This window comes from Myxococcus hansupus (assembly GCF_000280925.3).
Lineage (GTDB): Bacteria > Myxococcota > Myxococcia > Myxococcales > Myxococcaceae > Myxococcus > Myxococcus hansupus.
This window is the reverse complement of the sequence record NZ_CP012109.1, coordinates 7,051,110-7,066,205: the sequence shown is the minus strand read 5'-3', so window position 1 is coordinate 7,066,205 and position 15,096 is coordinate 7,051,110. Positions and strand designations below refer to the sequence as shown.

Sequence of the window (15,096 nt, the reverse complement as noted above, 5' to 3'; positions counted from 1 at the left end):
CGTGGGGCCGCGTCAGTAGCCGACCGAGTTGAAGAGGAACGGGTAGGTGATGATGACGACGCCACCCTTGGGGGAGGGGAACGTCCACGACTTCAGGTTCGACAGGATGCAGGACTCGACGGAGGCATTGCGCAGCGTGGAGGACTTCGTCTTGGCGGCCACCACGCGGCCGTTCGTGCCGATGGTCCACTCCAGCACCACCTTGCCCGCCAGCCCGGGGTCCTTGAGCAGCGCGCGCTCGTAGCAGCCGTGCACCTCGTTGAGGTGGCTGTTGATGACGCGCGCCACCGCCTCACGGTCCACGGTGCCCTGGGTGGAGGCGATGCTGCGGGCCGTAGCGCGGGTGACGGTGCCGCCCACCTTGCCCTTGCCCACGCCGCCCGCGCCCAGCGCGCCAATGCCGCCGCCGCCCTTGCCGCGCAGCAGCTCGGAGCCCAGCGTGGCGCCGCCGCCCTTGCCGCCGCCGCCCAACCCGAAGGTGCCCAGGCCCGCGTTGGCGATGGGCGCCTTCCCGATGAGGCCGGACAGCTTGTAGTTGGAGTTCTTCACGTTCTTGCTGCCAGGACCGCTGCCCAGCTTGTCCACGGCGGCGAGCAGGTCATTCGTCGCGGGCCCCGCGGCGGACAGCTTGGCCAGCGCCTTGAGTGCCTTGTTCTGCGGCGCGGCGGCGGCCACCGCCTGCTCGGGCTGCTTCGGCGGCGGCGGCGTCTTCTCCACCGGCTTGGGCGGGGCCTTCTCCGCCACCTTCTCCTTGGTGGGCTTCTTCGCCTGCTCCTTGATGGCCTCGAGCTTCTTCTTCGCCTCTTCCTTCTTCTTCGGCTCGGGCGCGATGAGGCGCAGCGCCACCGGCGGCAGGCTCTTCTGCTGGAAGTCCGCCAGCTCGGGCCGGTGCGGCTTCAGGACGAGGAACGCGGCCATGCCGGAGGCGAAGAGGCCCAGGAGCGTCAGCGTCAGCCAGGGCAGGCCCTTGAGCGGATTGACGAAGACGCGCGCGGGCTTGGGCGCGGCGTAGGCCACCAGCGACATGTGGCCCTGCGTTAGGCGCGCGGCGGTGCCCTCGCGCAGCGTGATGAAGCGGCGGCTCCCATCGGACTCCAGCGCGGCGCCGGTGACCGGGGTGAAGCGGCCGTCACTGTTGCTGCGCTCCACCTCGGTGCCCGGGGGCACGAAGACGCGGTAGGCGTTGTTGAGGGACTCGGCCAGCGTGAAGGGCGCGCCGTCGGGCAGCGTGAAGCCCCACAGGGGCATGGCGTCCTTGAGCTCCAGCGACGCCTGCACCGGCTTCTTCTTGTCGGGCGCGAAGCGGCGCGCATCGCGGCGGACGGCGCCCCAGTACAGCTCCAGGTAGAGCTGCGCGGCGCCCTTTCCCGGGGCGACGCGCGGCGCATGCGTGGGCCGCGCCGCGGCGGTGGCGCGCTCCTCCTGGAGCAGCGGCCCCGTGGGCTCGGGGAGCGGGTCGAGGGCGAGATCCGCCATCAGCTCGTCGGCCAGCCGCATGCCCGAGCTGGCGGGGGCCACCGGCGTGGACTCGGGCCCCGTGCGACGGCGGACCGAGGGCATGGTCCCGGCGGGAACGGTCGCGGGCGGCTGCGTCGGGATGACGGCTGGCTGCGCGTGGGCATGCGCGGCGTGGCCACCCGCGGCGTGGACCTGCTGCGCGTGGGCCACGGGCGGAATCACCGCGACCGCGGGCTGCGCGTGGGCGACGGCCGGCACTGAAGGCTGCGCGTGACCACTCGCGCCGTGGGCTTGGTGCGCATGCGCCGCCACGCCAGCCTGTGCATGACCACCGGCAGCATGAGCCGGGTGCGCATGCGCCGCCACACCGGCCTGTGCATGACCACCGGCAGCGTGAGCCGGGTGTGCATGCGCCGCCACGCCGGCCTGCGCGTGGCCACCGGCAGCATGAGCCGGGTGCGCATGCGCCGCCACGCCGGCCTGCGCGTGGCCACCGGCAGCGTGAGCCGGGTGCGAATGCGCCGCCACGCCAGCCTGCGCGTGGCCGCTCGCGCCATGCGCCGCGGGCGTGGGGTAGGCCACTTGCGTCGCCACATGCGCGGGCGGCTGCGGGGCTCGCGCCGCCGGGACGGTGGCGGACGTGGGCGCCGGCACGGCGGTGGCCGGACGGAGCTGCCGCGCGGGTGCGGTCTGCTGCTGCACCGCGGGATGTTGCGGCGGCGGCGCGAAGGGGTCTGGCTGCGCGACCGCGTACGGCGGGGGCGCGGCGGGCGGCGTCGACCCGAGCAGCGCGGCGACCTCGGGCGGCGGCTGCGGCTTGGCCTCTTGCGGCTTCTGCGACAGCACGCGTGTCTTCAGGATGAAGGGGCCGCAGAGGACCTCATCCACCGGCCGGATTTCGCAGGCGGAGACGCGGTGTCCATTGACGAAGAGGCCCGTGCCGGAGCTCGCGTCCTGAACGGCCGCGCGGCCGTTCTGGAAGTAGAGCAACGCGTGCCGCGGTTCCACGGAGGCGTCATCCAGGCGCAGGTCCGATGCGGGATCCGAGCCGAGCGCATACGTGCCCGGAACGAACACCTCGGTACCCACGAGGAGACCGTCGCGGAGGATGACAACTTGCAGGACGCTGGGCTGACCGCTCAACGGTGACGCTCCATTCAAGGGCGGGTGGCGGTGCGGCCTTAGGGGTCGTACACCGTGGAGAGCGTTTCGGAGCGGAAGCTCTCGCGCTCGCGGATCATCGACCGCGTCTTCAATTCCTTGCGGTCGTAGAGGTACACGGCTCCGGACTTGTTCGTCTGTCCCTGGATGAGCCGGTCATCGAAGTCGATGCGCGCAGGGCCGCGTTGCGGCAGCGCGGCGGAGGCGGAGGACGCGTCACCCGTGACGGGGTCCACCACCGACGACCCCTTGGTCTCGATTTTCGGCGGGGCCTTGGGGGAGGCCTTCTTGGGCGCCTTGGACTTCGTCGTCCGCGCCGGGCGGTTACGGCTCTGCGCCCAGGCGTCGGTCGGAGCCATCAGCGTACCGATTCCGAGGAGCTGGGCGACAGCCATGCAAAGGAGGAAGCGTCGCATCATCAACAGGTTAAGCGATGCGTGTACCGAGCTGTCAACGCACACGCCGACACCTGAATAACGCTCTGAGCGCACAGGTGTGGAGGGCACTCCACCCCATGTGGGGCGCATCCTCCACGGTGAGGCCCAGTGTTCCTGGGACGCTGGAAAGATGGCGTGCGGTGCTTCGTTCCGAGCTTGCTGGCTCGACAGGGAGGCGTGGCTCGATTTCGCCCCCGCGCCGATGTCGATGGTGGATGCTTTGGCGCGGAGGTGGCGAAACCGGATGGGCAGCTCTCGCAGGCGCGCCGTGCTCGTGGCGCTGACGGTGGCGTTGGTCGTCGCGGGGGGCGTGGGGGTGATGTATCGGCTGGGGGCGTTGTCTCGGCCGTCTCCGACGGTCTCCGCTCCGCCTCCCAGACTGTTGTCGGTGGGGCCCCGGCTCACGAGCAATGAAACATCCCAGCCGCTCTCCATACAGGGGGAGCACCTGGTGCCGGGCCTGACATTGGCACTGGGGTCGCCGCTGTCGAGACAGCTCCCGCTCACGGTGGTGGACGCAACCCAGGCCTATGCACGGCTGCCGTCGGACGTCGTGTTGCCGGACGACGTGCCGCAGGCGGTGGTGGAGGTGCGGCTGTCCTCGCCCGATGCGGCGATGGGGCCCGAGGGCTCCGCGCGTCTCACCGTGGTGAATGACGCGGCCTTCACTGACTTGACCGCGATGGTGCCGTCACCGGATGGACGCACGCTCTTCATCGCCTCCGCGCCCACCGACACGGTGTTCGCACTGGATGTCGACACGGGCCGCGTGGAGCGGCTGGCGGCGGGAGACGGGCCGTCGGCGCTGGCGGCGTGGACGGACGGCTCGGGGCGGCCCTGGCTGGGCGTGGTGCATCGCTACGCGGCGGAGCTGTGGCTGTATCCGCTCGACGCGGCCACGCGGGAGCACCGGGTGCTGCCCGCCCCGCTGGGGGCCGAGGGCCTGGTGGTGGATGGCCCGGGCGGTGTGGCTTTCGTGGCGGAGCGCGTGGGCGACAGCGTCCAGGCCGTGTCACTGGAGGATGGGCGGGTGCGGTGGACGACGCCCGTGGACCCCAACCCGCGAGCGCTCGCCCTGTGGAAGGAACTGCTGGCGGTGGGCAGCCTCCAGACGGGGCAGTTGGAGTTGCTGTGGAGGGAGGACGGCGCCCGGGTGTCCACGGTGGTGCCAGGGCCGGGCGTGTCCATTGTCGGTGGCAACACCGAGCGCTTCCGGGCGCAGGTGATGGGGGGCAAGGCGCCACGGTTCCTGGTCGCCAGCGAGCGGCTGGGGCACGTCTTCATGTCGAGCCTGGGGCCCAACGTGGGACCCAACCCCCAGCGCATGGAGGTGAGCGCCAACAGCGGTGTGTCGGTGGTGGAGCCCTCGCGGGGCGTCTACGTGCGTCACCGGGGCTTTGGCGCGGGAGGGACGGAGGGGCTGGTCCTGGATGACACCGCGGGGCTGCTCTTCGCGGCGGACGTGGGGCTGGGTCGGGTGCGGGTGCTCGACGCGCGGGCGCTCGTCTCGAGCGACGTGGCGGCGCGAGGCGCGGTGCTCCAGGAGGTGGCGGTGATGCCGCCCGAGGGCACGCCGCGCATCCGGCCACCAGAGGACTTCTCGACGAAGGGCCGGGCCGGGGAGGAGCTCCATTCAGGCCCGAGCGCCCTGGCCCTGTCTCCCGACGCGCGCACCCTCTATGTGCTCAACCGCTTCACCCGGACGGTGGCGGTGGTGGACGTGCGTGAGGCGAGGAAGGGCCGGGCGCATGTGGTGCGTCAGCTTCCGGTGGAGACGTCGCGCGCCCAGGCCAAGCGCAGGTTGGGACAGGTCCTCTATTACGTGGACCTGGGGCGCACGGGCATCACCTGTGACGGCTGTCACATCGAGGGCCACACGGGAGGCGTCTTCTACGAGAAGACGCAGCCCAACCGCATCTACCGCTCGACCACGCTGCGCGGCAGCCGCGACACGCCGCCGTACTTCACGCCGGCGAGCCACGTCAGCCTCATGGACACCGTGAGCTTCGTGGGGGGCCGCAACCGGTTCCACAACCCCGCGCCCTCGCCCTCGGAGGTGGAGGCGCTCGCCCTGTTCAATGCGCTGGTGGCGACGCCGCCCAACCCATATCGAGGCGCGGAGGGGGCACCGCTGGAGACGGTGGTGTTTCCGGACGGTGGGGCGGGGCGGCCGGCCCGAGGCCGGGTGCTGTTCGAGGGGAAGGGGGCCTGCGTGTCTTGCCACCCCGCGCCGCTCTACACGTTGGATCAGGAGATGGCGACGCGGGGGCAGTACCTCGACGTCGGGACGCCGGTGGCGTTGCCGCTGCGGCTGGAGCAGCAGGACCTGGTGCCCGGTGCGGCGACGCCTTCGCTCGTGGGGGCGTGGGACGTGTGGCCGCTGCTGACGAGCGCCACGGCGGGCTATGGCGTGAAGGATGAGCGCCTGGTGGTGGAGACCCGTTTCCCGCTGCGCGCGGTGCTGGAATCCTCGGGCGTGAAACATGGCAACGCGGGCGCGCTCACCTCCGAGGAGCGCGACGACCTGCTGGCCTACCTCCTCACGTTGTGAGCCCTCCGAGGGGGCGGCGCAGCGACACGCATCCGTCACCCGGCTGCTCACACCCGGAGGGCACGGGGGTTCACGGCCCCGCTGGGTGTGCTTGCGCCCGTTCCACGAGGGGCCGAATTCTCGGCCGTCGCTGTGCCACTTGCGCGGCCCTTGCGGGCTTTGTGTCACGGGCGCTTGCGTTGTTACCGGTGCCTAAGGTGTACAATCGGACTGATGCGCGCCCTCACGCGGTCTGTCTGGCTTCTCATCCCCGTGCTGTTGCTGTCGTGTTCCGACGCGGGCCTCTATGCGCTCAACGGCCGGGGCCCGGGCGGGAAGGACCGCGCGAGCTTCGCGGGAACCGTCTGCATGCCGCTCGCGGGCGGCGAGGCGTTCCCCACCAAGGTGCTTTTCGCGCTGCAGGGCGGTGAGGGCGTCGAGCGCGAGATGGTGGGCTACGCCACCGAGGCGCTGTCCACGCTCTCCAGCCGTTTCTCCGGCCCCTTCGTCAAGTTCAGCCTCGTCGCGTACCACACCGTGGCCACCGGGCTGCTGGGCAGCTTCTCCGACGCCACCGCCTTCCAGGCCGCGCTGCCGCGCTACGCCACCTATCAGGAGTCCGGCCCGGTGAGCGTCCGCGCCGCCCTGCGGCTGGCCAAGACGCTGCTGTCGGGCGACATGCAGACGTCCTGCCGCGGTGAGGTGGCGCGCACGCGTTACGTCGTCGTCGTCGTCGTGCGCAGCCAGGACACGAGCTGCGCCAATCCCGCCTTCAACGTGGGCCTGGATTCGCGCTGCAGCGCCCTGGGCAACACGACGGCGTGCAGCCAGTGCGAGCTCACCGCCATCACGGGCGAAATCAAGGCCCTGGCCACGCAGTTCAACGCGGGCGAGGTGGTGGTCCAGCCCATCTACGTGCACGGTGAGGCGTCCGACCCCGTCACCCGCCAGCACGTGGCCGCCATCGCGGCCGCCGGTGGCACCGAGCCGCTGGAGGCGGACCTGGGCGGCCTGTCGGGCGCGCTCACCAACATCTCGTACGCCGCGCGGACCAACACCCTCAAGCTCAAGCGCTTCTTCGCCTACAACCGCAACGTGGTGTCGCGCGCCGGGCAGGTGCTCATCGACAGTGACGGTGACGGACTCCCCGATATCGACGAGGAGCTGCTGGGCACCGACCCCCTGCGCCCGGACACGGACCAGGACGGATTGATGGACGGCATCGAAGTCCGCATGGGGCTGAATCCGCTCGTGCCGGACATCATCAACGGCTGCAACGTGTCCCTCGACGAGGACGGCGACCGGCTCAACACCTGCGAGGAGCGGGTGCTCGGCACCAACGCCTGTATTGGCGACACGGACGGCGACGCGCTGCCCGACCTGGTGGAGGCGCTCGCCATGACGAACCCGCTCATCCCCGAGGACCTGCTGGACTCGGACCGCGACGGCATCACCAACGTGGCGGAGGTGGAGGCGCACGGCGACCCGCTGAGCGCCGACCTCGACTTCCACCGCGAGCGCGGCTACGGCTACGAGCTGGTGGAGACCACGCCCACCGCGGATGGCCGCACCTGCTACCAGGTGCGCGTGGAGAACGTCACCGTCGTGCCCACGCGCGAGCGGCCGCATCCCTTCATCCCGGGCGAGGTCATCCCGGCGGGCACCAACGAGGTGTACCTCTACCTCCAGGCTGGCCGGGACAATGATCCACGGGGCGCGGGCATCGGCTCGCTGCTCATCCAGGAAATCCAATACAGCGAACAGGGGGGGCGCCTGCCCGCGGGCATCATCCCCCTGGACCCGGAGACCTTCATCCCCGGCACTTGATGCAGGCTTGAAGTGTGGGGTCTACCCCACGAGCCATCTGGTGACTGCCCCCCACATCTTTTGTTCGACGTGCCCCCGACGTGCTCAACCTGCTGACATTCCAAGGCTTCCCCCAAGTGTCAGGTACGGATCGTTCCTTGCTAAGCGCTCCGTATTGAAAGGAGTCACCATGACACGCGCTCGTTTCACTTCGGTCCTCACGCTGGGGGCCTTCCTCGTCTTCGGCCCCACGGGGGCGCTGGCTCAGTCCAACAACAACCCGGACAACCCGGAGTGCCTCGGGGACCGTTGCGGCATGCCGCTGGAAGTGGGTGGCGGCTGTGGCTGCGGCGCGGGCGGCAGCGTGTGGGTGAACTACACGGACGACGGCGACACGCTGTCGTACACGGACGACGCGGACGGCGACGGCCGCGCGGATGACCGCGACAACTGTCCCTTCGTCTCCAACCGCGACCAGGCGGACGACGACGGCGACGGCGTGGGCAACGCGTGCGACAACTGCCCCACGCTCTCCAACTTCCAGCAGCGTGACGCGGACGGCGACGGCATCGGCGACGATTGCGACCCGGACCAGGACAACGACGGCATCCCGAACGAGCAGGACAACTGCCCGCTGGTGCCCAACCCGGACCAGTCGGACCTGGACGGTGACGGCCAGGGCGACGTCTGCGACCTCGACGACGACGGCGACGGCGTGCCGGACGGCGAGGACAACTGCCCCCGCGTCTACAACCCGGACCAGGTGATGCCGGCGGACGTGTCGCAGTGCCGCGTGGACGCGGACGGCGACAACATCGCCGACAGCAGCGACAACTGCCCCACCGTGCCCAACCCCGACCAGCGCGACACGGACGGTGACGGCGTGGGCGACGCCTGCGACTCCGACATGGACGGCGACAGCGTCCTCAACGCGCAGGACAACTGCCCGCTGGTGCCCAACCGCGACCAGCGCGACGACGACCGCGACGGCATCGGCGATGCGTGCGACACGCGCTACTGCCTGGTGACGAACCCCGAGCGTCCGGACGACTGCCTGGACCCGAAGGCGCCGTTCACCGTCAGCGCCGGTGGCCTCTTCCGCACGGAGAAGTCTGGCATCTCCATCCGCCCGCCGCTCTTCGCCAACCGCAACGGCGCGGCCATGGAGTACGAGTGGGCGGTGGTGAAGCGTCCCTCGGGCTCGACGGCCGTCGTGGAGCGCCCGCAGGGCGCGGTGACGCTCAGCCGCGACTGGCAGTACATGTACGTCGACGGCGCCGTGCCCACCTTCGTGCCGGACAAGAAGGGCGAGTACCAGCTCCAGTTGACGGCGCGCCTGGCCTTCTCCGACCGCGTCTTCCCCGACCAGCGCGTGTCCACGTCCACCCTCACGGTGCTCGTGGGCGACGATGACGGAGAGGGCTCGAACTGCAGCTCCGTTCCCGCGGGCTTCAGCGCCACCGCCCTGGGCGCCGCGCTGCTCAGCGTGCTGATGCGCCGCCGCCGCAACCAGCAGTAACTTCGCCGTCCCCCCACCAGGAGGTCCCTTCCGCATGCGCCGCCTCATTCGTACCTCGCTGCTCGCGGTGGGCCTCCTGGCCTCGGGCCTGTGGTCCTGTTCGGATGCCATGCTCGAGTCCCGCGTGGATGCGCTCTCCAACCTGGATGACCGGCTGACGTTGCAGGGGCGGGTGTGTACGCGCCCGCCCAGCCCGTCCGGCTTCCCGGTGAAGGTCGTGGTCGTCATCGACGAGTCGGGCAGCATGTGCGTGTCCGACCCGCCGGGCGCGCAGATGGACAACGGCTTCTGTCAGCGCCGGGAGATTCTGGACATCATCCCGGAGGGCGTCACCGAGCCCGCGCGCGTGCGAGCCCTCAAGCGGCTGGTGCAGCAGTTCCGCGAGGTCAACGCGCAGGGCGGCAACGTGCAGATCTCCGTCGCCCCGTTCGAGACGAACGTGCGCAACGTCTGGCCGCCCACGACGACGGGCGACCGCTTCGCCCGGCCGGACAACAACATCGACAGCTACATCGAGGGGCTGCAGAGCCAGTTGGGCAAGGGCACCGACTACCAGGGCGCGCTGTCCTACGCGTACAGCCTCATCTCCAGCGACATCAACGCCGTGTCGCAGGCGAACCCGGAGCTGCTGCCGCGCACCCGCTACGTCGTCGTGTTCCTCACCGACGGCACGCCGTATCCGCGCTGCTCCGCCACCGACAACCTCAGCGTCTACGCGGACCCGGACAACCCGGACCTGACGTGGGCGGACTCGCTGACGGACTTCTGCAACCTCACCAACACCACGGACCAGATTGAGGGCTTCGAGGTGGGGACGGACCGCAACCAGAACTACCAGCTCTTCAGCTACGTGCGCCGGCTGATGGAGCTGAAGGACCAGCACAACGTGGGCGACTTGCGCATGCACACCGTGCTGCTCTTCAACCAGGAGGCGGTGCGGGCGTGCGGCCCCATCTGCCAGGACATCTACGGCGTGTACCCGGGCGTCGCGCCCGCGCAGTACCCGGAGGCGGCGAAGAAGATCGCCGCGTGGCTGCTGCGGCGCTTCGCGGACATGGGCAACGGCGTGTACCAGGAGTTCAACGACACCGGCGAAATCTCCAACCTGGGCCTGGGCGCGCTGGACTACTCGTCCTTCGCATCGCGCAACGTGATGAAGACGTTGATGGTGGAGTCGCTCAGCTCGCTGCCCGGGGAGACGGGCCGCGTGCTGGACAGCGATGGGGACGGGGTGCCGGACTCCATCGACAACAGCTTCACGCTGAAGACGAACACCTTTGTCGCCGACAGCGACGGTGACTGCCTGGACGACGGTTTCGAGCACCGCCGCGAGGACCAGGGCTTCCGGCCGGCCAACCACATGGACGCGCGCGGCTGCAATCCGGCCTCGCCGCTGACGCCCAACTGCGTCTGCCGCGACACGGACGGAGACGGCCTGTCGCAGTTCGCCGAGGACTTCCTGCGCACGCGCCCCGGCATCGTGGACAGCGACGGTGACGGCGTGCCGGACGGCATCGAGGCGCGCTGGGGCCTCAACCCGCTGGAGAACAGCGTGGCGGGTCTGGACACGGACGGAGACGGCATCCCGGACGCGCAGGAGCTGCGCGCGGGCAGCGACCCCACGCGCCGCGACAAGGCCTTCTTCGAGCGCTTCGGCTACCAGTACGAGACGCGCATCGCGGAAGTCCGGCCGGACGGCAGCCTCTGCTACGACTTCACCATCTCCAACCTCCAGCTCGTCACGCCGCCGGACCGCGCGGGCGTGAAGCAGGGCTACAACCTCTTCAAGGTGTGGTTCGCGGAGGCACCGGAGAGTGGCGTGAGCACCGACTACGGCGTCTGGCGCACCGCCTGCGCCTGGGCGCAGTACGCGCCGCCCAGCGTGCGCGTCCCCGTGGGGCCGGAGTTGACGTTCGAGGATGGTGACTTCCGCCGGCCCGACACCTTGAGCAATCCGTGGAACAACCAGAACGACTGCGTCGGAATCCCGCCCTCGGGGAGCGCCAATCCGTGAGCCGCGCCGTACGCGTATTGGCAGGGGTGTTGGTCGCCGTGGTGTTGGTGATGGCCTGTACGGATTCGTACCTGTACGACCCTCGCCGTGACACCGAAGTGCCCGTGGACCGGGCGGTGACGTTGGAAGGCCGCTTCTGCACCGTGGGCAGCAACGAGGTGGTGCGGCCCATCAAGCTGGTGGTCGCCATGGACGCCTCGCAGTCCATGCGGGTGAGCGACCCGGACGGCGCGCGCGCCACCGCGCTGGTGGAGCTCATCCAGAACCTGCCCAGGGACCCGGAGGTCTACCTGGCGGTGGTGCTCTTCGCGGGCAGCACCACGGCCTTCCTCACGCAGCAGCCGGGCAACCCGCCGCAGGACGGCTTCGTGCAGGTGTCGTCCATGGATGACGCCACGCTGCGCCGCCTCTCCGAGCAGCTCCTCACCTTCCGCAACCCGGACACCTCTCCGAACCGGGACTCGACGGACTTCGTCAAGCCGCTGTCGGACATCTACTCGCTCATCAACACGGACATCGCGCGCAGCCGCCTGGACCCCGGCGGGCCGCAGGCGCTGGCGCAGGCTCGCTACTCGGTCATCTTCCTGTCGGACGGCAAGCCCACCAACGACCAGGACGACGAGCTGCTCCGCGGCGACGCGGTGGTGCGCCTCCGCCAGCTCCGCGACCTGGTGGAGGACGTGCGCGTCAACACCATTCACGTCTTCAACCCCACGCAGCCGGTGTCGTCGGTGTGTGATTTGACGGGCGACGCGGGTTGCCCGCTGCTCATCATCAACCAGAACGCGGACCGGCTGGAGCAGATGGCCACGCTGGGCGGCGGCAACTTCCGCGACTTCCGCAACAACGAGCCCATCAACTTCCTGGACTTCACCTTCGGCCAGGTTCGCCGCTCCTTCATCCTGAAGGAGATGGTGGCCTTCAACTTCTCCGCGCCGCCCGGCAGTCCGGTGGGCGAGGCGGACTCGGATGGAGACGGCCTGACGGACGCGCGCGAGCTGGAGCTGGGCACGGACCCTCACAAGGTGGACACCGACGGTGACGGCTTCAGCGACGGCGTGGAGGTGTACTTCCGCGACCGTGGCGTGGACTTCAACCCCACGCAGGTGGCGCTGCCGGACGGCGGCGGACTGGACCGGGGCTGCCCGCCCGCGCTGCGCGGCGTGGACTCGGACTGTGATGGCCTGCTGGATTGTGACGAGCAGTTCGTGGGCACCAACGCGACGCTCGCGGACAGCGACCGGGACGGCATTCCGGACGGCATGGAGTGGCTGGGCGGCACCCAGGGCTCCAGCAACGACTTGGACGAAGACCCGGACAACGACGGGCTGACGAACCGCATGGAGCTGCGCATGCACATGCGGCCATTGGTGGTGGACTCCGCGGAGCTGTCCACGAGCGCCTATCGCTACGCGTTCGAGGCGGATGGCTCGCCGGACTCGCTCGGCCGCCAGTGCTACCGCTTCCGCGTGGAGAACGTCCTGCTCGCGCCCACCCTGGCGTCCACGGACGACGCGGGGGTGGTGCAGCGCGGAGCGGGCTACAACGACATCGCCATGTCCATTGCCATGGTGCCCGGGGACGACCCCACCGCCCGGACGATTGTCCGCACGTTCCGCGTGACGGACGTGCGCTACCCGGTGGGCGGCATCAAGTCGCCCGCCGACGGCATCATCCGCGTGGAGCCCGAGCAGTTCGTGGATGGCTGCCCCGGACGCCCCGACGACCTGTCCCAGACGCCTTGAGAATCGACGCCATGCCCACCTTCGTCCGTCTGTTGCCGCTCACGCTGGTCGTCCTCGCCGCCTGCAAGTCGGGAGGCGACGACACACCGGACGCGGGCACCACCGTGGTGGAGGACCTGTGCAACTCGCGCGAGGAGGCGCTGTCCCAGCCCGAGTGCGAGCTCAAGCCGGGGGAGCCGCTCGAGCGGCTCCTGGCGCTGGAGACGGAGCCGCGAGGTGGAGACCAGGACTGGTACCGCATCGTCCTGCCGCCGGGCACCAACGCGCGCACGCTGCTGAACGTCAACGGCGCGTACCTGGCGTCCAGCACCGCGGTGAACCTGTCCATCACCGTGCTGGGGACGCTGCCCAACGGGCAGGAGGGCGCGCTGGCGAAGAAGGAGGACAAGCACGGGCAGGGCGCCCCGCGGCCGGTGGACATCGTGCTGCCGCTGCGCGACGGCATGGGCGGCCAGACGCTGCTGGTGCTGGTGCAGGACGCGCCGGATGTGGCGTCGCGGCCCAACTTCGACGCGCGCAACAAGTACCGGCTGTCGGTGCGCATCGACCAGAACCCGGACGAGCAGGAGCCCAACGACACGCCGGAGACGGCCACGCCGCTGGTGCTGACGCAGTCGGGGGAGATGCTGATGGGCGCGACCACCGGCTACCTGGCCACGGACAATGACGTGGACCACTATTCCTTCGACCTGGCGGCGGGGAAGGTGGCCTACGTGCACGTCATCGCGCCCAACCTGGAGTCGGTGCCCAACTGGCGCCTGTCCTACGAGCTGTGGCGCCCCGGCTTCACGGAGAAGGAAGACGAAGGCGTGGTGCTGCCGCAGGTGCGCGGCGGTGAGCTGGCCACCGCTCGCAAAATCAAGGCGGAGCACGCGGGGCGCTGGACGCTGGTGGTGAAGGGCTACCGCGGCATCAACGACCGGGACACGGCGCAGGGCGACCTCACGCACGCCTACGAGGTCGACGTCCGCGTGCTGGAGGAGGAGGACGCCCAGGACCGCGTCGCGCCGGGAAATGACCGCGCGCAGGAGGCCACGGTGCGCAGCCTGGAGTCAGCCACGCCCGGTGGGCCCGGCTCGTCCCTGGCCATCACCGGCCGCCTGGGCTACGTCCCCGACCGGGACTGGTATGACATCCGCTTGCCGGCCTTCAACGTCCCCACGTTGCTGCGCTACCGGCTGGTGCCCCTGGAGACGGGGGGCCGCTTCCCGCCGCTGCCCGCGACGCCCTCGCGGGTCGTTCACGTGTTCACGCTGGTGTCCACGGGCGCCGGTCTCGACGAGTGGCGGGAGAACTGCGCCACCAACGCCGCCGTCTGCCCCCGGGACTTCAGCGAGAACCCCGACGCGCGAGGGCTGGTGGATCGCTTCTGCCGGCGCACGGACCTGCCCGCGCCCATGTGTGTGCATTCCTCGCGTGAGGAGGTGGTGGCCAACCCTCGCTTCACCGCGCTGAGCAACTTCCGCGGCGTCATCCCCGTCCCCGCCCACAGCGGCGTGCTGAGGTACTTGTTCCTGGTCCAGGACAACGGTTCGTGGACGGACGACAGGGATTACCGCCTGGAGGTGAGCTGGGAGGCCGAGGACGCGGACGAGCTGTCCCGCTACGTCAACGGCGTGGAGGCTCCGGTGTCACGGACGATGGCCTCCACCACGGCCTTCCCCGCGCCGCCCGACACGGCGGAGTTCTCCGTGACGGGGCAGTTGTCCCACGGCCACGGCCGTCTGCGCAGCGGCACGGACCGGGTCAACGGGCTCGGCGTGCGCGGTCCGGTGGACTACGACGCGGTGCCCTCGGACGTGGACTCGTACGTGTTTGATTTGCCCTCGGTGCCGCCGCCGGAGGACCGGACGTGGCTGCTCCAGTGGGAGGTGGCGAAGCTCTCCGACGGTGGCACCCCGCACGGGCTGGCGCTGGACCTGACCTTCTGCGACGGAGACCGGTTGGATGGCGGAAGCTGCACTCCGGTTCGCGGTGGCAACCGGGGGCCGCTGACGCTGGGCTACCGCTCGGACGCGCTGCGCGCCTGGCACACGCCGTCCAACGCGGGCACGAGCAGCCTGCAGCCGCTCTACCGTTTGGAGGACCGTCCCAACTCCACCGTGGTGACGCTGGCGCCCTATGCCTGCGGCTGCCTGGAGCGGCGCTTCATCCGCGGCGGCACCCTGCGCGTGGATGTGACGGCGTCGGAGCGGCTGGACTACGAGCGGGTCAACTACACGCTGCGCACCGGCCACGGCGACTATCCGCAGAGCTACCCGGTGGATGGCGGAACGACGGTGTCGTGCCCTGTCGTTACGGACGGTGGGACGACGCCCGCCGAGGATGGCGGCGTCATCCAGAACTACGCGGGGGGCTGCAACTTCACCTACCAGCCGTGAGGCGGGTGGCTCGGCGGGAGCGAGGGCTCCCGCCGGACCGCGGGG

The 15,096-nt window shown here is 70.3% G+C and carries 8 protein-coding genes; 6 read left to right on the top strand and 2 right to left on the bottom strand.

Annotation, left to right across the window (positions count from 1 at the left end; translation table 11 throughout):
• Positions 1-12 precede the first annotated feature (12 nt).
• Positions 13-2,601: an AgmX/PglI C-terminal domain-containing protein gene (locus A176_RS27545; RefSeq protein WP_002635374.1), complete on the bottom strand. Its 2,589-nt coding sequence runs from the start codon at positions 2,599-2,601 to the stop codon at positions 13-15.
• Positions 2,602-2,639: 38 nt separating this feature from the next.
• Complete coding sequence (locus A176_RS27540; protein ID WP_002635375.1) at positions 2,640-2,978, bottom strand: hypothetical protein; 339 nt, start codon at positions 2,976-2,978, stop codon at positions 2,640-2,642.
• 157 nt (positions 2,979-3,135) lie between these two features.
• Between A176_RS27540 and A176_RS27535 the strand changes: the two genes are divergently transcribed.
• The 6 genes from A176_RS27535 to A176_RS27510 all read left to right on the top strand — a co-directional run bounded on the left by A176_RS27535 (position 3,136) and on the right by A176_RS27510 (position 15,051).
• Positions 3,136-5,607 (top strand): lactonase family protein, encoded by a 2,472-nt coding sequence (locus A176_RS27535; RefSeq protein ID WP_002635376.1) that lies wholly within the window; start codon positions 3,136-3,138, stop codon positions 5,605-5,607.
• A 213-nt stretch (positions 5,608-5,820) separates the two neighbouring features.
• The gene (locus A176_RS27530; protein ID WP_002635377.1) at positions 5,821-7,413 is read left to right on the top strand and encodes a thrombospondin type 3 repeat-containing protein; all 1,593 of its coding nucleotides are present in this window, start codon (positions 5,821-5,823) and stop codon (positions 7,411-7,413) included.
• A gap of 169 nt (positions 7,414-7,582) precedes the next feature.
• Positions 7,583-8,911: a cell-cell cohesion MYXO-CTERM protein MtsC gene (mtsC, locus tag A176_RS27525; RefSeq protein WP_002635378.1), complete on the top strand. Its 1,329-nt coding sequence runs from the start codon at positions 7,583-7,585 to the stop codon at positions 8,909-8,911.
• Between the two features lie 34 nt (positions 8,912-8,945).
• Complete coding sequence (gene mtsD / locus A176_RS27520) at positions 8,946-10,925, top strand: cell-cell cohesion protein MtsD (RefSeq protein WP_002635379.1); 1,980 nt, start codon at positions 8,946-8,948, stop codon at positions 10,923-10,925.
• The gene (locus A176_RS27515; RefSeq protein WP_044889352.1) at positions 10,922-12,670 is read left to right on the top strand and encodes a vWA domain-containing protein; all 1,749 of its coding nucleotides are present in this window, start codon (positions 10,922-10,924) and stop codon (positions 12,668-12,670) included. Before mtsD ends, A176_RS27515 begins: the two co-directional genes overlap by 4 nt.
• Positions 12,671-12,681: 11 nt before the next feature.
• Positions 12,682-15,051 (top strand): hypothetical protein, encoded by a 2,370-nt coding sequence (locus tag A176_RS27510; RefSeq protein WP_002635381.1) that lies wholly within the window; start codon positions 12,682-12,684, stop codon positions 15,049-15,051.
• Positions 15,052-15,096: the final 45 nt, after the last annotated feature.

Coding starts and splice junctions, on each gene's coding strand:
- A176_RS27510 (WP_002635381.1), top strand. CDS start 12,682: ATGCCCACCTTCGTCCGTCTGTTGCCGCTCACGCTGGTCGTCCTCGCC.
- A176_RS27540 (WP_002635375.1), bottom strand. CDS start 2,978: ATGGCTCCGACCGACGCCTGGGCGCAGAGCCGTAACCGCCCGGCGCGG.
- mtsC (WP_002635378.1), top strand. CDS start 7,583: ATGACACGCGCTCGTTTCACTTCGGTCCTCACGCTGGGGGCCTTCCTC.
- mtsD (WP_002635379.1), top strand. CDS start 8,946: ATGCGCCGCCTCATTCGTACCTCGCTGCTCGCGGTGGGCCTCCTGGCC.
- A176_RS27530 (WP_002635377.1), top strand. CDS start 5,821: ATGCGCGCCCTCACGCGGTCTGTCTGGCTTCTCATCCCCGTGCTGTTG.